This window comes from Vogesella urethralis, assembly GCF_007644045.2.
Classification (GTDB): Bacteria; Pseudomonadota; Gammaproteobacteria; order Burkholderiales; family Chromobacteriaceae; genus Vogesella; species Vogesella urethralis.
In genome coordinates this window covers 255,379-273,097 of record NZ_VMDW02000099.1, presented here as the reverse complement: position 1 = coordinate 273,097, position 17,719 = coordinate 255,379, and the positions used below count along the sequence as shown (strand labels likewise).

Annotated in this window: 14 protein-coding genes; 5 read left to right on the top strand and 9 right to left on the bottom strand. The window is 64.8% G+C overall.

The window, feature by feature from the left end; genetic code table 11:
* Positions 1 to 20 precede the first annotated feature (20 nt).
* The 5 genes from FLQ03_RS13950 to metH all read right to left on the bottom strand — a co-directional run bounded on the left by FLQ03_RS13950 (position 21) and on the right by metH (position 7,126).
* Entirely contained in the window at positions 21 to 755 is a 735-nt protein-coding gene (locus tag FLQ03_RS13950; protein WP_144370783.1) for a GntR family transcriptional regulator, read from the bottom strand.
* A 332-nt stretch (positions 756 to 1,087) separates the two neighbouring features.
* Positions 1,088 to 1,969 (bottom strand): drug/metabolite exporter YedA, encoded by an 882-nt coding sequence (gene yedA, locus FLQ03_RS13945; RefSeq protein WP_144370782.1) that lies wholly within the window; start codon positions 1,967 to 1,969, stop codon positions 1,088 to 1,090.
* A 75-nt stretch (positions 1,970 to 2,044) separates the two neighbouring features.
* Positions 2,045 to 2,437 (bottom strand): DUF2306 domain-containing protein, encoded by a 393-nt coding sequence (locus FLQ03_RS13940; RefSeq protein ID WP_144370781.1) that lies wholly within the window; start codon positions 2,435 to 2,437, stop codon positions 2,045 to 2,047.
* A gap of 81 nt (positions 2,438 to 2,518) precedes the next feature.
* A complete protein-coding gene (locus FLQ03_RS13935) occupies positions 2,519 to 3,154 on the bottom strand; it encodes an RlpA-like double-psi beta-barrel domain-containing protein (RefSeq protein WP_144370780.1) in 636 nt (211 codons plus the stop codon).
* A 243-nt stretch (positions 3,155 to 3,397) separates the two neighbouring features.
* Positions 3,398 to 7,126, bottom strand: a complete 3,729-nt coding sequence (gene metH, locus FLQ03_RS13930; protein ID WP_144370779.1) for a methionine synthase — start codon at positions 7,124 to 7,126, stop codon at positions 3,398 to 3,400.
* 125 nt (positions 7,127 to 7,251) lie between these two features.
* Here metH and FLQ03_RS13925 point away from each other — a divergent pair, with 125 nt between their 5' ends.
* Positions 7,252 to 8,007, top strand: a complete 756-nt coding sequence (locus FLQ03_RS13925) for a substrate-binding periplasmic protein (RefSeq protein WP_144370778.1) — start codon at positions 7,252 to 7,254, stop codon at positions 8,005 to 8,007.
* Between the two features lie 81 nt (positions 8,008 to 8,088).
* Positions 8,089 to 8,670, top strand: coding sequence for a YqiA/YcfP family alpha/beta fold hydrolase (locus FLQ03_RS13920; protein ID WP_144370777.1), 582 nt, complete (start codon positions 8,089 to 8,091; stop codon positions 8,668 to 8,670).
* A gap of 5 nt (positions 8,671 to 8,675) precedes the next feature.
* Here the strand turns inward: FLQ03_RS13920 and FLQ03_RS13915 are convergent, their stop codons facing one another.
* A complete protein-coding gene (locus FLQ03_RS13915; RefSeq protein ID WP_144370776.1) occupies positions 8,676 to 10,043 on the bottom strand; it encodes an ATP-binding protein in 1,368 nt (455 codons plus the stop codon).
* A complete protein-coding gene (locus tag FLQ03_RS13910; protein WP_144370775.1) occupies positions 10,040 to 10,585 on the bottom strand; it encodes a heme NO-binding domain-containing protein in 546 nt (181 codons plus the stop codon). Before FLQ03_RS13910 ends, FLQ03_RS13915 begins: the two co-directional genes overlap by 4 nt.
* 149 nt (positions 10,586 to 10,734) lie before the next feature.
* Here FLQ03_RS13910 and FLQ03_RS13905 point away from each other — a divergent pair, with 149 nt between their 5' ends.
* Positions 10,735 to 11,709: a quinone oxidoreductase family protein gene (locus tag FLQ03_RS13905; protein ID WP_144370774.1), complete on the top strand. Its 975-nt coding sequence runs from the start codon at positions 10,735 to 10,737 to the stop codon at positions 11,707 to 11,709.
* 89 nt (positions 11,710 to 11,798) lie between these two features.
* Here FLQ03_RS13905 and FLQ03_RS13900 read toward each other — a convergent pair whose 3' ends face one another.
* Complete coding sequence (locus FLQ03_RS13900) at positions 11,799 to 13,622, bottom strand: phosphoenolpyruvate carboxykinase (GTP) (protein WP_144370773.1); 1,824 nt, start codon at positions 13,620 to 13,622, stop codon at positions 11,799 to 11,801.
* A 318-nt stretch (positions 13,623 to 13,940) separates the two neighbouring features.
* Positions 13,941 to 15,806, bottom strand: a complete 1,866-nt coding sequence (locus tag FLQ03_RS13895; protein WP_144370772.1) for an ABC transporter ATP-binding protein — start codon at positions 15,804 to 15,806, stop codon at positions 13,941 to 13,943.
* Positions 15,807 to 16,083: 277 nt separating this feature from the next.
* Here FLQ03_RS13895 and FLQ03_RS13890 point away from each other — a divergent pair, with 277 nt between their 5' ends.
* Entirely contained in the window at positions 16,084 to 17,283 is a 1,200-nt protein-coding gene (locus FLQ03_RS13890; protein ID WP_144370771.1) for a winged helix-turn-helix domain-containing protein, read from the top strand.
* 210 nt (positions 17,284 to 17,493) lie between these two features.
* On the top strand, positions 17,494 to 17,685 hold the full coding sequence (locus tag FLQ03_RS13885) for a hypothetical protein (protein WP_144370770.1): 192 nt from the start codon (positions 17,494 to 17,496) through the stop codon (positions 17,683 to 17,685).
* The last annotated feature ends 34 nt before the right edge of the window (positions 17,686 to 17,719 follow it).

Here is a 17,719-nt window from a genome sequence, read left to right as displayed (position 1 = left end):
TTGCAAAACTCGTGTTGCGTTCATCGTCTCAGTTCAGCGACAAAGTCGTAGTAATCGTTGCGACACCAGGTGTCGGTCAGCTCGATGGCCACGTTTTCTGCCGTGTAGCCGATACGGGTAATCAGCAGCATCGCCTCGCCCGGCTTGATGCCGGCAATGGCGGCCAGCTCGGGCCCGGCGTTCACGGCGCGGATGTGTTGCAGCGCCCGCACGATGGGGTGACCGGCCTTGTCCAGGTAGGCGTACAGCGAAGCGCCTACCGCTTGCGGGTCGGGCAGGTAGGCCAGCGGCAGCGAACTCTGCTCGATAGCCATCACCACCCCGTCGGCCAGGCGCTGGCGCTTCAGGCGCGCCACTTGCGCATTGGGCGACAGGCCCAGCTTGATCACTTCTTCGTGCGTTGGCGCCGCCACAGTGCGCGACAGCCATACCGATGACGGCTCGAAGCCCTTCATCTTCAACATTTCGGTAAAACTGGTCAGGCGCGACAGCGGCTGTTCCAGGCGCGGGGTAATGAAGGTTCCCGAGCCATGACGGCGGCGAATCAGGCCTTGCTCCAGCAGTACATCCAGTGCCTTGCGCGCGGTAACGCGCGAAATGCCCAGCTCTTCGGAAAAGGTACGCTCCGAAGGCAGCGCCTCGTCGGCCTGCCACCAGCCGGCGTGAATCGCCTCGGCCAGCTTGCGTGCAAACTGCAAGTACAGCGGGGTGGTGGAAGTCTCTTCCGGTTTCAATGCATCCCAGCGGCTATCCATAGGGCTACCCTGCAAATGGTGATTCAAAGGCGCCATTGTAGAACCCCGCCCATTTGCTGCCGATGCGGAACACGGCCTTGCACAGCCGCAAAAGTAATACCACTAAAACACCACGTCAATACCAATCTAGCCTTTACGGGGTGTAATGCAAGAAATGCAACACCTTGATATGCCGTGCTTTCACGCAACAGCGCTCACGTTGCAGTGCAAAATGCCATGCAAATGCCAGTTGGTGGCATTTTTATGACCTGAAAGTGGTATTAATCTGGCTTGCAAATTCGGCCACAAAAAAAGCCCGCAACAAGCGGGCTTTGGCATAAGCGCGACAGGTATCAGCCGTCGCGACGGGCTTTCGGGCGCCAGCCGATCAGCACTACCGCCAGGATAATGATGGCCATCGCCCCCATTTCGTGCAGGCCGACGTGCTCGTCCAGCAGCCAGACACCCAGCAGGACGGCGATCACCGGGTTGACGTAGGCGTAGCTGGTGGCGGCTGCGGCGCTGACGTTCTTCAGCAAGAACAAGTAGGCGGTATACGCCACCATGGAACCGAAAAACGCCAGGTAGGCCACCGCCAGCCAGCCGGCCAGCGGCGGGTTGGCCGCCAGCTGTTCGCCGGTGGCGGCGCTGCCCAGCAGCAAGGCCACGCCACCGGAAATCATCATCACCGCGCTGGACATCAGGCCCTTGGGTTGCACCAGCTGCTTGCTCCACGCCGAGCCGAACGCCCAGCCGGCTGAGGCAAACAGCAGTGCGGCGGCGCCAGCCGGCGACGCCTGCAGGTTGGCCCCCATGTTCAATACCACCATACCGACAATGCCCAGCAGGATGCCGGCCACTTCCATCTTGCGCGGTACGTGGCCGAAGAAGCGGGCAAACAGGGTGGCGAACAGTGGCACGGTGGCCACCACCAGTGCCGCCACGCCGGACGACACGTCCTTTTCGGCCAGCGTGACAAAACCGTTGCCGATGGCCGGCATCAGCACGCCGAGGATGGCGCCGCCGCGCAGCTCCTGCCAGGTGGGGTTGGCCTCGCCACGCCAGCGCAGCCAGGCGTACATCAGGCTGCCGGCGGCCAGAAAGCGCACACCGGCCATCATGAACGGCGGCCAGTATTCGACGCCGATACGGATGGCAAAGTAGGTGGAGCCCCAGATCACGTACAGGGCGAAAAAGGCGGCAAGCAGCTTGAAGCGGTAGGAAGGGTCGGTCATGGCAGGTTCCTGTTCGGCCCCTGAACATGCCTGCAGCGCATGACGAACACAAGGGCCAGTCGCAGAAAAGCCTGTTCAGCCGAACAGCCAGCCGTGCAGCATGCGCCCGGGTAGCAAGGCCAGGCTGCCGGCCAACAGCAGCCCCCCTGCGTACAAACGGCGCATGATGGCGCGATGGGCGGCGACACGGCCCTGCCGTGCCGCCTGCCACGCTTGCGGTACGCTGTACAGTACCAGCAGGCTGAGCACATGCACGCCGCCCAGATGGCCGAACAAGGCCGGCCCCACCTGGGCCGGCATGGCCAGCGACAACAGCGCGGTCAGCAACATCAGTACCATGAACACACGCCCCCAGCGCCGGTGCGACAGCGATCCTTTGTGCGGCGACAACAGCAAAGCGGTGGCAATCAGGAAAGCGGGCAGCACGGTGGCCAGATGCAGGTAAGCCAGCTGCGTATAGTCGGGCATGGGTCGGCTCCTTGGTCGGGCCGGCCATCATGCCGCAATCATGCGGCAAACGGCAGCCCTGCCTGACCTGGCGGTCAGGGCTCACGCTGGTTGCAGCACGTAGCCCGGCGCCGGAATGCCCGGCCACAGCTCGTATAGCACCTGCGGCTTGGTGAGGCCGCCGTGGCGCGGGCTGGCCGGAATGCCCAGCATCATCGCCGCCGCCACGCTCAGCTCGCCCACCCGGTTGCTCGGGCCGCGGTCTGCCACCACGCAGTCCACGCTCTTGCCCTGCCAGGTTACCCGCGCCAGACAACCGCGCACCACGCCCTTGGTGCGCTGGATCACCAGCGGCGGCACCACAATGTAAGGCTCGGTGGCGGCATCGACATACGCCGCCGGGTCGTCCGCCGCCATGCCGGGGTGGCGGTACCAGGTCATCGACGGGATGGTGCCGTCGGGCAACACCCGCGGTTCGTTGTCGTTATCCAGAATCACGATATCGCGCGCCCACTCGTGCAGGCAGATCACTTTGCCGTTGACGCGGCGCATGCCGCCGTTGGCCAGCGACTCCAGGCCCTGATCGTCGGCACGGTAGGCCGCCAGCGACCCGTGCTGGCCGTTGGCGCCATCGGCATCGATATCGGCGTCGGCCATGAAGTACACGCGGTCGCTGGCGTCCTGCCAGATCTTGCAGACATAGCCTTCTGCCGAAATCACCCCCAGTAATTCGTCCATGATGCGCTCCCGTGAACAGGCAGCCCCGGCGGAGCTGCTGTATTCGGGATGGCACGACGGGCAGGTTTCTATACAGCACAGGCGGCCAACCTTGCTGCATATCGTGGCCTACCAATCAGGCTAGCGGCACATTCGATAATGCAAACCATGCTGCATGCCCAAACAGCCTGACAGTAAAAATCCCCTCTGCCGCCAGCGACAGAGGGGATTTTTACCGGTTGCGGCCAACGTTGGCCGCAGGCTTTACGCGTTGTAACCCAGGTTGGGCGCCAGGTCGCGCTCGGCCTGCGCCACGCTGACGCCACGGCGGGTGGCGTAGCTTTCTACCTGGTCGCGGGCAATTTTGCCCACGCCGAAGTAGCGGCTATCCGGGTGGCTGAAGTAAAAACCGGACACCGCCGCCGTCGGCAGCATGGCGTAGCCCTCGGTCAGCGTCATGCCGATGGCCGGCGCGTTCAACAGCTCGAACAGCTCGCGCTTCACGGTGTGGTCCGGGCAGGCGGGGTAGCCCGGCGCCGGGCGGATACCGACGTACTTCTCGTCGATCAGCGCCTCGTTGTCCAGGTCTTCGCCGGCGGCGTAGCCCCAGAACTCGGTGCGTACGCGGTGGTGCATCAGCTCGGCAAAAGCCTCGGCCAGGCGGTCGGCCAGTGCCTTGAGCAGGATGGCGCTGTAGTCGTCGTTGGCGGCCTCGAAGCGCGCCACGTGCGGGTCGATGCCCAGGCCGGCGGTGACGGCAAAGGCGCCGATGTAGTCCTGCACGCCGCTGTCGGCCGGGGCGATGAAATCGGCCAGCGCCCAGTCGGGGTTGGCCGCCGAGCCGTCCTTGGTGGCTTTTTCCAGCTGCTGGCGCAGGCCTACCCAGGTCATCAGCGGTGCGCCGTTGTCCGGCGACAGGATTTCGATATCGTCCACGTCCACGCTACGCGCCGGGAACAGGCCGATCACCGCGTTGGCCTGCAGCCATTTTTCGTCGATGATCTGCTGCAGCATGCTCTGCGCGTCGGCCCACAGGCCGCGCGCGGATTCGCCGACAATCTCGTCGTCCAGAATGGCCGGGAAGCGGCCGGCCAGCTCCCAGCTCTGGAAAAACGGCGTCCAGTCGATGAAGCGGGCGATTTCGGCCAGGTCGTAGCGCTCGAAGCGGCGCACACCCTGCCACTTCGGCGCCGGCGGTACGTAGCCGGCCCAATCGATGCGGTGACGCGCCTCGCGCGCCTTGGCCAGCGGCAGCAGCTTGGCGTCGCCACGGCCTTCAAAAATGGCACGCGCCTTGGCGTAGTCGTCGGCCACTTCCTGCACGAAACCGTCGCGCAGGGTATCGGACAGCAGGTTGGAACACACGCCTACCGCACGGCTGGCGTCCGGCACGTAAATCACCGGGCCGCTGTAGTGCGGCGCGATCTTCACCGCGGTATGCACGCGGCTGGTGGTGGCGCCACCGATCAGCAGCGGGATGTCGAAGCCCTGGCGCTGCATTTCTTTCGCCACGTGCGCCATTTCTTCCAGGCTGGGGGTAATCAGGCCGGACAGGCCGATGATGTCGGCCTTGTGTTCGCGGGCGGCGTCCAGAATGGTCTGGCACGGCACCATCACGCCCAGGTCGATCACCTTGTAGTTGTTACAGCGCAGCACCACGCCGACGATGTTCTTGCCGATATCGTGCACGTCGCCCTTCACCGTGGCCATGATGATCACACCCTTGGCCGGCGCGTCCTGCAGGCCCATGCGGATTTTTTCTTCCTCGATGAACGGCTCCAGGTGCGCCACCGCAGCCTTCATCACGCGGGCAGATTTCACCACCTGCGGCAGGAACATCTTGCCGGCGCCAAACAGGTCGCCCACCACGTTCATGCCGTCCATCAGCGGGCCTTCGATCACGTGGATCGGGCGCTCGCACTTCAGGCGCACCTCTTCGGTGTCTTCGACGATGAAGGTGGTAATACCCTTCACCAGCGCGTATTCCAGCCGTTTTTCTACCGGTTGGCTACGCCAGGCCAGGTCTTCACCCTTGGCTTCCTTGGCGTCGCCACGGAAGCTTTCTGCCAGTGCAATCAGCGCCTCGGTGGCCGCCATCGCGTCGTCGCCACGCATCAGCACCACGTCCTCGATGCGCTCGCGCAGCACCGGGTCCACCTCGTCGTACACCTCCAGCGCGCCGGCGTTGACGATACCCATGGTCATGCCGCGCTGGATGGCGTGGTACAGGAACACGGCGTGGATGGCCTCGCGCACCTTGTTGTTGCCGCGGAAGCTGAACGACACGTTGGACACGCCGCCGGAGATCTTGGCGTGCGGCAGGTGCTGCTTGATCCAGCCGGTGGCTTCGATGAAGTCCAGGCCGTAGCGGGCGTGTTCCTCGATACCGGTGGCCACGGCAAAGATGTTGGGGTCGAAAATGATGTCTTCCGGCGGGTAGCCCACTTCGTCTACCAGCACGCGGTAGCTCTTCTCGCAGATTTCCACCTTGCGGGCGAAGGTGTCGGCCTGGCCGGCTTCGTCGAAGGCCATCACGATCACTGCCGCGCCGTAGCGTCGCAGCAGGCGCGCCTGCTCGACAAACTTGTCCTTGCCCTCTTTCAGCGAGATGGAGTTGACGATGCCCTTGCCCTGGATGCACTTGAGGCCGGCTTCGATCACGTCCCACTTCGAGCTGTCGATCATGATCGGCACCCGTGCGATGTCGGGTTCGGCGGCGATCAAGTTGAGGAAGCGCACCATGGCCGCCTTGGCGTCCAGCATGCCCTCATCCATGTTGATGTCGATGACCTGGGCGCCGTTTTCCACCTGCTGGCGCGCCACGTCCAGCGCCGTAGCGTAGTCGCCATTGAGGATGAGCTTGGCAAACGCGCGCGAGCCGGTCACGTTGGTACGCTCGCCGACGTTGACGAACAGGTCCTTGTCGCCGATGTTGAAAGGCTCCAGGCCGGACAAGCGGCACTTGGGCTCGATCTGCGGCAGCGGGCGCGGCGGCAGGTCTTTCACCGCCTCGTAGATGGCCTTGATGTGGCCCGGCGTGGTGCCGCAACAGCCGCCGATGATGTTGACCAGGCCCGACTCGGCCCATTCGCGGATCTGCGGCGCCATGTCTTCCGGCAACAGGTCGTAGCCGGTGGGCGCCAGCGGGTTGGGCAGGCCGGCGTTGGCGTGTACCGACACAAAGCTGTTGGCGATGCGCGACATCTCTTCCACGTACGGGCGCAGCAGGTCCGGCCCCAGCGCACAGTTCAGGCCGAAGCTCAGCGCGTCGGCGTGCGACAGGCTGTTGTAGAAGGCTTCGGTGGTCTGGCCGGTCAGCGTGCGGCCGGACTGGTCGGTGATGGTGCCGGAAATCATGATCGGCAAGCGGGTCACGGTTGGCCGCATGTCGAAATACTGGTGGATGGCAAACACCGCCGCCTTGGCGTTCAGGGTGTCGAAAATGGTTTCCACCAGCAGGAAGTCGGCGCCGCCCTGCACCAGGCCGTCGATGGCGGTGGTGTAGGTGTCTACCAGCTCGTCAAAGGTAACGTTGCGGTAGCCGGGGTCGTTCACGTCCGGGCTGATACTACAGGTGCGGCTGGTGGGGCCCAGCACGCCGGCGCAGAAGCGCGGTTTGTCGGGGGTGGCGGCGCTCTGCGCCACGCACAGGTCTTTTACCAGCTTGGCGGCGGCAAAGTTCAGCTCCCACACCAGCGACTGCATGTCGTAGTCGGCCATGGCGATGGCCGTGGCGTTGAAACTGTTGGTTTCGATAATGTCAGCGCCAGCATCAAGGTATGCTTGGTGAATCTCGCGGATGATCTGCGGCTGGGTCAGTACCAGCAGGTCGTTATTGCCTTTCAGGTCTACCGGCCAGTCGGCAAAGCGCTCCCCCCGGTACTGGGCCTCGGTCAGCTTGTATTGCTGAATCATGGTGCCCATGCCGCCATCCAGAATCAGGATGCGGCGGGCAAGCAGGTCGTAAACGGGGTGGGAGATCGGCATTGGCATGGTGGGTGTGGCTTTTCTGTAAACAGAATGGCAATGAAGGCAAAACGCCATCTTATCATCGCCTTCCGGTCTCAACGGCGCATCCTATAGAACAAGAGGGCATAACATTGCCCGGGGAGCTGCATATGTTCACAACACGATACATTCCCTGTCTGCTGCTATTGGCCAGCCCTGCGCTGCTGGCGGCGCCGGTGCTACGGGTGGGCGTTTCGGAATCGGACGCCGCCCCCATCGTGGTACTGAATGCCAAACGCGAACTGGCCAGCGGCCTGTCCAAAGAGCTGGGCGAAGGGCTGGCGCGCACGCTGGGTACCCGTGCCGAATTCGTGGTGCTGTCGCGCAACCGGGTAGAGCCGGCTTTGCAGGCCGGCAAGGTGGACCTGGTCTGTAACTCCAACCCGGCCTGGTTTGCCAACAGCCAGCGTTACGGCTGGACCCGCGACTTCTACCCGCAGATCGAACGGGTGGTCACGCTGCAAAACCACCCGCGCACCATCCGCAGCAGCGACGATCTGGCCGCCCTGCGCCTGGGCGTGATCCGCGGCTATCACTACCCGGTGCTGGAGCCGTTGTGGCAAAGCCACCGTGCCGAGCGGGCCAACCATCCACATCTGGATTCCAGCCTGAAGGCATTAGGGCTGGGCATGGTGGATGCGGTGATCAGCTCCGAGCTGGAGCTGGCGGCCTGGGTCAAGCTGAACCCGCAAGCCGGCAAGCCACTGCGCATGCAGCCGTGGGTGGTCTCCACCCTGCAGACCCAATGCGCCGTGGCGCCGGGCGGGCAATACAGCGTTGCCGCGCTCGATCAGGCCATTGCCCGGCTGGAAAAGCAGGGCGATATCCAGCGCATCCTGCAACGCTACCGCTGGAAAAGCCGCTAGCCCCCGCCACCGCCCCGCCCGCCTTGACGCGCCGTCCGGCACCGCTATGCTGACGGCGTGTTTCATTTGAAGGCCATCGCCATGACCCACTACCTGTACCTGCACGGCTTCCAGTCCGGCCCGCAATCGCTGAAAGCGCAGGAAACCCGCGCCTACCTGCACGCCATCGCACCAGAGGCCACCTTCGACAGCCCGCAGCTATCGCCCTACCCGGCGCAGGCCATGGCGCAGATGACGCAGTATCTGACCGGCTTCCAGCGGCCGGTGGTGCTGATCGGCAGCTCGCTGGGCGGCTATTACGCCACCTGGTTGGCAGAACGCTTTGCCCTGCCGGCGGTGCTGATCAACCCCGCCATCCGCCCGGAAGACGACCTGGCGCGCTTCATCGGCCCGCTGCACAACCCGTACACCGGCGAGCACTACACGCTGGGCTGGCACCACATGGACGAACTGCTGGCGCTGCGGCCGCCGCGGCTGACGGCGGCCAACTACTGGCTGGTGCTGGGAACGGCAGACGAAGTGCTGGACTGGCGCCAGGCGGTACGCTACTACCGCGGCGCGGCCACCACGGTATTGAACGGCGACGATCACCGGCTGCAAGGTTGGCCGCAATGCCTGCCCGGCCTGCTGGCGATCACAGGCCAGGTTCCGGCCCGGCCCTGAATGGCTCAGGCCGGCTGCCGGCTGTCGCGCTGCACGGCGTAGTCGCCACGGGCAGCGTGGCACAGCACGCTGGCCAGCAGGTCCAGTCGAATCGGTTTGGTGAGGAAGTCGTCCATGCCGGCACCCAGGCAGGTCTGGCGGTCTTCCTCGAAAGCGTTGGCGGTCAGCGCCACGATGTCGGGCTGGGCAGGCAGATCCTGGCCACGTATCGCCAGCGTGGCGTCCACGCCGCTCATGTTCGGCATCTGCATGTCCATCAGCACCAAGTCGATGCAGCCTTGCTGCATCACGCCTAGCGCCTGTTCGCCATCGTCGGCGACGGCAATGGTGTTCAAACCCAGGCGTTGCAGCATCTTCACGATCAGTTTCTGGTTGATGGGGTTGTCTTCGGCAACCAGCACGCGCAACTCGCGCGCCGGCCCCGGCAGCTCGATCTCGCGCTCACCACTGCGCAGCTGCACCGGCGGCGCCACGGTCTCGGCCAGCCAGCGGAAGGTAAAACAGCTGCCGTCGCCGGGCTGGCTTTCCACCAGGATGTCGCCGTTCATCGCCAGCGCCAGCCGCCGGCTGATGGCCAGCCCCACGCCGGTACCGCCATGGCGACGGGTGGGCGAGCTGTCAGCCATCTCGAAGGCCTTGAACAAGCGGTCAAGCTGTTGCTGGCTCATGCCGATGCCGGTGTCGCGCACGGCAATCTGCCAGCTCGCCCGGCCATCCGGCTGTTTCTGCAACGACACCAGCACGCTGATCTGGCCTTCCTCGGTGAACTTCAGCGCGTTGGACAACAGGTTGCCCAGCACCTGGCGGAGGCGGTCGGCGTCACCACGCAGCCACGGCAGCGCCTCCGGCCGGTCCAGCCACAGGCTAAGCCCCTTGGCATTGGCGCGGGTACGGTATTGCGCCGCCAGGCCATCCAGCAGCGCCAGCATGTCCACCTCGTCGTGGCGCAGGGAAAGGTTGCCGTTCTCGATGGCCGACAGGTCCAGAATGTCCTTGATCAGCACCATCTGCGCTTCGGCACTTTCCTGCAGCGTGTGCAGCAGGTCGCGCTGGGCCGCCGACAACGGCGTGGCGGCCAACAGTTCGGCCATGCCCATCACCCCGTTCATCGGCGTGCGCAGCTCGTGACTCATCACCGCCAGAAACTCGGTCTTGGCCCGCACGCCGGCTTCGGCCAATGCCAGCGCCTGGCTCAGCTCCAGCGTACGCTCGGCCACCTTGTCTTCCAGCACCCTGGCCGCGTCGGCCAGCTCGCAGTTGGCGGTATACAGTTCCAGGCTTTTGGCTTCCAGCAGGCGTTCGGCTTCCTGCCGCGCCAGCTTTTCCCGCGCCAACCGCTTTTCCAGACGCGGGATGATGTCTTCGTCGCTCATGTTTTTTCCAGCACAAAACGCACCACCTTGCCATCGGCGTCCAGTGGCTCGCGCAGCAGGCTGACACGCCCTTGCTCGCCATAATGCGCAATGGCGCCATCGATCAGCCCCACCGCCAGGTCGGCCAGGCAACGCGGCGAACGGTACACCACCACCAGGCGCTGCGCGGTATGCGCCTCGACGTCGAACGACGGCAACTCGGCGTCCGGGTACAGCTTGCGCACTTCGGTATGGATAACCTGCTCGATGTGGCTGACCAGCTGGATAGTGCTGTCGCAAGCGTTGATGAAAGCGGGGTACAGCACGAAGAAGCGGCCAAACAGGTACTGGCCGAAGGCGTGGATCAGCACCGGCACCTCGATACCGCTACGCTTGGACAGCGCTACGATCAGGCTGACCATCTCCGGAAACGGATAGGTCCCCACCGCGGTATAGGCCCCGCCGTGCGGCAGGTCGGCATCGTCGATGATGTCGTCCACCATGTCGGCAGAAAACTTCTGCTCCACCAGGCCAAGAAATTCGGTAAACACTACACCCTTCATATGCCCCCCTTTCAGGCGCCGCACTGAACAATCTGTTTATCCTGCCTGACGATGCTTTGGTGCACTATCGCCACGTTGGTACACGCCACCTGCGGCCAACTTGATAGAAAGCCCAGCATTCAAACCCAAAACATTCGATAAGGAAGATCATGAGCCTGCGCGTACGTTTTGACATTAGCGGCGGCCCGGACGTATTGCAAACCGAGCATGTCGAACCGGGCCAGCCGGGCTCCGGCGAGGTGCTGTTGCGACACACTGCCATCGGCGTCAACTTCATCGACACCTATCATCGTAGCGGCCTGTACCCGCTACCGCTGCCATCCGGCCTGGGTAGCGAAGCCGCCGGCGTGGTGCTGGCGGTGGGCGAAGGCGTCGGCCACGTAGCCGTGGGCGACCGCGTCGCCTACGCTGGTGGCCCGCTGGGTGCCTACAGCCAGCAGCGCGTGATACCGGCGCAACACCTGGTGAAACTGCCGGACAGCGTCAGCGACGACACCGCCGCCTGCCTGATGCTGCAGGGCATGACCGTGGCCTACCTGATCCTGCATACCTACCGTGTACAACCGGGCCAGACCGTGCTGTGGCACGCTGCTGCCGGCGGCGTGGGCCAGATTGCCGTGCAATGGCTGTCGGCGCTGGGTGTGACGGTGATCGGCACCGTTGGCAGCGCTGACAAAGCCGTGCTGGCGCGCGCACTGGGCTGCGCCCACGTCATCAACTACCGCGAAGAAGACGTGCCGGCACGCGTGCGCGAACTGACCGGCGGCGCTGGCGTGCCGGTGGTGTACGACAGTGTCGGCAAGGATACCTTCGAGATGTCGCTGAACAGCCTGGCGCCGCGCGGCATGCTGGTCAGCTTCGGCAACGCCAGCGGGGCGGTGCCGGACTTTTCGCCGCTGCTGCTGGCGCAGAAAGGCTCGCTGTTCTTCACCCGCCCGCGCCTGCACGACTACATTGCCACCCGCGCCGAGCTGGAAGCGCTGGCCGGCGCGGTGTTCGAGCAAGTGACCAACGGCACGGTGAAGGTGCAGCCGTCGGCGCGCTACGCGCTGGCCGACGCCGCGCAAGCGCACCGCGACCTGGAAGCGCGCCGCACTACCGGCTCGCTGATCCTGCTGCCGTAATAAGATGCGGCCAAGCCGGCAAGGTTGGCCGCAAGCAGCATGAAAAAAGCCTGCCATGCGGCAGGCTTTGTCTTACTCACATACCGGGTTTACACCCCCAGCGCCTCCGCCAGCTTGCTGCGGCGGGCGGCCAGGCTGGCCGGCAGGGCGTCGGCCAGTTTGGCAAACCACTCGTCGTGGGCGGCCAGTTCCTGACGCCAGGCGGCCTCGTCCAGCACCATCAGCTGCTGGAAGTGCTGCTCGGTAAAGCTGTCCAGACCGGTCCAGTTCAGGTGCGCATAGGCCGGCACCTTGCCCAGCGGGCTGTCTTCGGCCTGGGCGGTGCCCTGTACGCGGCCAACAATCCATTCCAGCACGCGCATGTTGTCGCCAAAACCCGGCCAGATGAACTTGCCGTCGGCGTCGGTACGGAACCAGTTGACGCAGAAGATGCGCGGCAGCTTGCTCACCTTGTCGGCCATGCCCAGCCAGTGCTGGAAGTAGTCGCCCATGTGGTAGCCGCAGAACGGCAGCATGGCGAACGGGTCGCGGCGTACCACGCCCTGCGCGCCAAACGCCGCCGCGGTGGTTTCCGAACCCATGGTGGCAGCCATGTACACGCCGTCTTCCCAGCTGGCGGCTTCAAACACCAGCGGCACGGTGGACGAGCGACGGCCACCGAAGATGAAGGCCGAGATCGGCACGCCGGCCGGGTCGTTCCACGCCGGGTCCAGCGACGGGCACTTGGCCGCCGGCACGGTAAAGCGCGCGTTCGGGTGCGCGGCCTTGCGGCCGGTTTCCTTGGCAATCTCCGGCGTCCAGTCCTTGCCCTGCCAGTCGGTCAGGTGCGCCGGGACGTCCTTGCTCATGCCTTCCCACCACACGTCGCCATCGTCGGTCAGCGCCACATTGGTGAAGATCACGCCTTCGTTCAGCATCGCCATGGCGTTGGGGTTGGATTTCACCGAGGTCCCCGGCGCCACGCCGAAGTAGCCGTTTTCCGGGTTGATGGCGTACAGCTGGCCATCGGCACCCGGCTTGATCCAGGCGATGTCGTCGCCCACGGTGGTGACTTTCCAGCCGTCGTAGGTTTTCGGCGGAATCAGCATCGCGAAGTTGGTCTTGCCACAGGCGCTGGGGAAGGCGGCGGCCACGTAGCGCTTGTCGCCTTGCGGGCTTTCCACACCCAGGATCAGCATGTGTTCGGCCAGCCAGCCCTGGTCGCGGCCCATGGTGGAGGCAATGCGCAGCGCGAAGCACTTTTTGCCCAGCAGCGCGTTGCCGCCGTAACCGGAACCATACGACCAGATCTCGCGGGTTTCCGGGTAATGCACGATGTACTTGGTGTCCGGGTTGCACGGCCACGGCTTGTCGGCCTCGCCTGCGGCCAACGGTGCACCCACCGAGTGCACGCAGGGCACGAACGGGCCGTCTTCGCCCAACACTTCGTACACATTGCGGCCCATGCGGGTCATGATGCGCATCGAGGCCACCACGTACGGCGAGTCGGTCAGCTCGATGCCCACATGCGCAATCGGCGAGCCCAGCGGGCCCATGCTGAACGGAATCACGTACAGGGTGCGGCCGGCCATGCAGCCGTCGAACAGGCCGTGCAGCGTGCTGCGCATTTCGGCCGGGTCCATCCAGTTGTTGTTGGGGCCGGCGTCTTCGCGGCGGGCGCTGCACACAAAGGTGCGGTCTTCCACCCGGGCCACGTCGGACGGGTCGGAGAAGGCGGCGTAGGAGTTGGGGCGTTTTTCCGGGTTCAGCGCGGTCAGGGTGCCGGCGGCCACCATCTTGGCCAGCAGCTGCTGGTTTTCCGCTTCGGAGCCGTCTACCCAGTGGATGGCAGCCGGTTTGGTGAGGGCGGCCACTTCGGCTACCCAGTCGATCAGTTTCTGGTGGCGAACAAAGCTTGGGGCTTGCAGGGTCATGTCTACCTCGTCATGAGTTGGGCAGAGCAGCCGACAAAACCCGCCCCCTTCCCGAAGGCCGGGCGGGTCTGGTAGGCCGCCCTGAGGGGGCTGCGGCATTATCGCGCAGCTGTAGTCAATGAGGTACAACCCTGTCTGTTTTAACGCAAACACCATCACAATTTAGGGATGCGTCACGCCTTTTTGTTGCGTAAAGATCGCAAACGGCTGGCTGATCGATAGCAAGGCGTAGTGCTATCACTACTTTATTGCGCCACACCCGCCGCAAGAAAAAGCCCCCTTCCGTAGAAGGGGGCTGTCGTCAGCCTGCGGCCAACCTTAGCCGGCCGCCAGCGCGGCCTCTTCGTCGGGGTCGATCTCCTCGCCCAGGAAACCACCGCTCTGGTGCGCCCACAGCCGGGCGTACAGGCCGCCCCTGGCCAGCAGCTGCTCGTGGCTACCCTCTTCCACCACCCGGCCCTTGTCCAGCACGATCAGCCGGTCCATCGCAGCGATGGTGGACAGGCGGTGGGCGATGGCCACCACGGTCTTGCCTTCCATCAGCCGGTACAGGCTGCTCTGGATGGCGGCTTCTACTTCCGAGTCCAGCGCACTGGTGGCTTCGTCCAGCAGCAGGATAGGCGCGTCCTTCAGCATCACGCGGGCGATGGCCACGCGCTGGCGCTGGCCGCCGGACAGCTTGACGCCGCGCTCGCCGACGTGGGCGTCGTAGCCGGTGCGGCCCTTGGGGTCGGTCAGCTGCAGGATGAACTCGTGCGCCTCGGCCTTCTGCGCTGCCGCGATCATGTCGGCGTCGCTGGCGTCCATGCGGCCGTAACACAGGTTGTCGCGCACCGAGCGGTGCAGCAGCGAGGTGTCCTGCGTCACCATGCCCACCTGCGCGCGCAGGCTGTCCTGCGTCACCTGGCGGATGTCCTGACCATCAATCAGGATGCGGCCGCTTTCCAGCTCGTAAAACCGCAGCAGCAGGTTGACGATGGTGGACTTGCCGGCGCCGCTGCGGCCAACCAGGCCGATTTTCTCGCCAGGGCGGATGGTGAGGTTCAGGCCGTCGATCACCACTTTTTCGCCGCCGTAGCTGAAGCGCACGTTGTCGAAACGCAGCTCGCCGCGGCCAACCTGCAGCGGGCGCGCGTCCGGCGCGTCGTGGATGGCAATCGGGCGCGACAGCGTGGTAATGCCGTCCTGCACGGTGCCGATATTCTCGAACAGGCTGGACATCTCCCACATGATCCAGTGCGACACGCCGTTCAGGCGCAGCGCCATGGCGGTGGCGGCGGCGACTGCCCCTACGCCCACTTCGCCGCGGCTCCACAGCCACAGCGTGGCGCCGGCGGTACTGGCAATCAGGCCCATGCTGAGGATGTGGTTGACGATCTCGAAGCCGCTCACCAGCCGCATCTGGCGATAGGCGGTGTGCATGAACTCCTGCATCGCGCCCTTGGCAAAGCGTGCCTCGTGGTTACCCTGCGAGAACAGTTTGACGGTGGCGATATTGGTGTAGGCGTCGGTGATACGCCCGGTCATCAGGCTGCGCGCGTCGGCCTGCTCGCTGGCAGCCTTGCCCAGGCGCGGCACGAAGAAGCGCAGCGTCAGCACGTACAGCGCCAGCCAGGCCAGGAACGGCCACAGCAGCACCGCGTCGAAGCTGCCCACCACCGCCACCATGGTGATGAAGTAGATCACCACGAACACCATGATGTCGGTGATGATCAGCACCGTGTCGCGCACCGCCAGCGCGGTCTGCATCACCTTGGCCGACACGCGGCCGGCAAACTCGTCCTGATAAAACGCCATGCTCTGGTTCAGCAGGTGGCGGTGAAAATGCCAGCGCAGGCGCATCGGGAAGTTGCCGAACAGGCCCTGGTACTTGGCCATGGCCTGCAGCGCGATCAGCAGCGGGCTGGCCAGCAGGATGGCGCCCAAGAGCAGCAGGTTGTCGCGCTCCTTGTCCCACAGCTGCGCCGGCGGCACGTGACTGAGCCAGTCCACGATGGAGCCCAGCATGGAAAACAGCAGCGCTTCAAAGGCACCGATCGCCGCCGTCAGCAGCGCCATGGCCAGGATCAGGCCGCGCATGCCGGCGGTGGCCGACCAGACAAACGGGAAAAACCCCTTCGGGGGTTGCGGGGGCGGGGTATCCGGGTAGGCATCTACCCGGCGTTCAAACCAGGAAAACAACATAAAGATCGCTCCTTGCCGTTGCGGGGTGGCCGCTACGGTTCAGGTTTACGGGCCACAGGCCCACATTGCGTCACGCGCCGACATCCTTCGCCGGCACCGCGTCGCCTAAAGAACAAAGACACGACAGCCACGCAGCTGCCGCATCCGCACCATGACACAAAGCATGCCATGCGGGAAACTGCCCGTGAAGACAGGGCCGCCGGCATTCTACCCGCAGCCCGCGCCGGCTGGCGAACGGCTATGCTGTACACACTGTTCACGCTGTCATTTTATTGCCATGACCATTCCCCACCTGTCGCTTGCCGACGCCCGCGCGCTGCACCTCGCCGCGCAGGGCCTGCTCACCCCGCCACGCCGCAAGGCCACCCGCGACGACGTACTGGCCGCCATCCGCCGCATGGCGCTGCTGCAGATCGACACCATCAGCGTGGTGGCACGCAGCCCTTACCTGGTGCTGTACAGCCGCCTGGGCCACTACGACCCGGCCTGGCTGGACGGCCTGCTGGCCGACGGCGCGCTGTTCGAATACTGGGCGCACGAAGCCTGTTTCGTACCGGTGGAAGACTACCGCCTGCTGCGCCACCGCATGCTGGACCCGGCGGCCATGAGCTGGAAGTACTCGGTACGCTGGATGCAGCAGCACCACGCCGAGATAGAACGGATGCTGGCGCACATCCGCCAGCACGGCCCGGTGCGCTCGCGCGACTTTGCGCGCCAGGGCAGCAAGGGCAATGGCTGGTGGGACTGGAAACCGGAAAAACGTCACCTGGAGGTACTGTTCACCAGCGGCCAGCTGATGGTGCGTGAACGTGAAAACTTCCAGCGCGTGTACGACCTGGCCGAGCGCGTGCTGCCGCACTGGGACGACGCGCAGCATCTGCCCACGCCGGCTGCCGCCCGCCACGACATGATCCGCGCCAGCTGCCGTGCACTGGGCCTGGTACAAGCGGGCTGGGTGGGCGACTACTACCGCTTGCGCGGCAAGGTCAGCGCCGCCGAGCTGGCGCCGCTGATCGACAGCGGCGAGCTGCTGCCGGTACAGGTAGAAGGGCTGAAGGGCGACAGCTACGTGCACCACAGCCTGCAAGACGCGCTAAGGTTGGCCGCAGACGGCCAGCTGAAAGCCAGCGCCTGCAGCGTGCTGTCGCCGTTCGACCCGGTGGTGTGGCACCGCGCGCGCGCCAGCCAGCTGTTCGGCTTCGACTACCGCATCGAGTGCTATACCCCGGCGCCCAAGCGCCAGTACGGCTACTTCGTGCTGCCGCTGTTGGTACGCGGCCAACTGGTGGGGCGGCTGGACGCCAAGGCGCACCGTGCCCAGGGCGTGTTCGAGGTGAAGGCGCTGTACCTGGAGCCGGGCATCAAGCCGGGCAAGCGCCTGCAGCAAGACATCGGCAAGGCCTTGCAACAGTGCGCCGACTGGCACGGCACGCCGCAATTGCGCTTTGGCCGGGTACCGGACGGCTGGCTTGTGTAACAACTTACACGGTTTTCCTGCGGCAGCCGCCCGCCATCACCGCTATCGATGACAAACACGCCGCGGCAGGTAACAGGGTGTATCCGTCTGCTTGCAGCCCGATACATCACGCAACAGCAGGCTAACAGACGGCCGGTGCGGTCGGGCCTACCATGCAGCTCATGGAAACGCCGCATGGTGTGGCTTCCTCTCCACGCAAAGGAATGGATGATGAAAAAACTGACCACCCTGGCCGTCGCTGCCACCCTGGCCCTGACCTCCGTTGCCGGCTTTGCCGCCGACGCCAAGACCCCGGCCAGCGCCCCGGCTGCCAAAGCGGCTCCGGCCAAAAAGGCCGAGCACGCCAAGAAAGCCGTACACAAGCAGCACAGCAGCAAAAAAGCCGCTTCTGCCGCCAAGTAAGCCCGCCTGATACCGCTACCGTCTTCGCAAGCAA

What these genes read in the sequence shown, in the direction of transcription:
- FLQ03_RS13950 (WP_144370783.1), bottom strand. Translation starts at nt 755, where the DNA reads ATGGATAGCCGCTGGGATGCATTGAAACCGGAAGAGACTTCCACCACC.
- yedA (WP_144370782.1), bottom strand. Translation starts at nt 1,969, where the DNA reads ATGACCGACCCTTCCTACCGCTTCAAGCTGCTTGCCGCCTTTTTCGCC.
- FLQ03_RS13940 (WP_144370781.1), bottom strand. Translation starts at nt 2,437, where the DNA reads ATGCCCGACTATACGCAGCTGGCTTACCTGCATCTGGCCACCGTGCTG.
- FLQ03_RS13935 (WP_144370780.1), bottom strand. Translation starts at nt 3,154, where the DNA reads ATGGACGAATTACTGGGGGTGATTTCGGCAGAAGGCTATGTCTGCAAG.
- metH (WP_144370779.1), bottom strand. Translation starts at nt 7,126, where the DNA reads ATGCCAATGCCGATCTCCCACCCCGTTTACGACCTGCTTGCCCGCCGC.
- FLQ03_RS13925 (WP_144370778.1), top strand. Translation starts at nt 7,252, where the DNA reads ATGTTCACAACACGATACATTCCCTGTCTGCTGCTATTGGCCAGCCCT.
- FLQ03_RS13920 (WP_144370777.1), top strand. Translation starts at nt 8,089, where the DNA reads ATGACCCACTACCTGTACCTGCACGGCTTCCAGTCCGGCCCGCAATCG.
- FLQ03_RS13915 (WP_144370776.1), bottom strand. Translation starts at nt 10,043, where the DNA reads ATGAGCGACGAAGACATCATCCCGCGTCTGGAAAAGCGGTTGGCGCGG.
- FLQ03_RS13910 (WP_144370775.1), bottom strand. Translation starts at nt 10,585, where the DNA reads ATGAAGGGTGTAGTGTTTACCGAATTTCTTGGCCTGGTGGAGCAGAAG.
- FLQ03_RS13905 (WP_144370774.1), top strand. Translation starts at nt 10,735, where the DNA reads ATGAGCCTGCGCGTACGTTTTGACATTAGCGGCGGCCCGGACGTATTG.
- FLQ03_RS13900 (WP_144370773.1), bottom strand. Translation starts at nt 13,622, where the DNA reads ATGACCCTGCAAGCCCCAAGCTTTGTTCGCCACCAGAAACTGATCGAC.
- FLQ03_RS13895 (WP_144370772.1), bottom strand. Translation starts at nt 15,806, where the DNA reads ATGTTGTTTTCCTGGTTTGAACGCCGGGTAGATGCCTACCCGGATACC.
- FLQ03_RS13890 (WP_144370771.1), top strand. Translation starts at nt 16,084, where the DNA reads ATGACCATTCCCCACCTGTCGCTTGCCGACGCCCGCGCGCTGCACCTC.
- FLQ03_RS13885 (WP_144370770.1), top strand. Translation starts at nt 17,494, where the DNA reads ATGAAAAAACTGACCACCCTGGCCGTCGCTGCCACCCTGGCCCTGACC.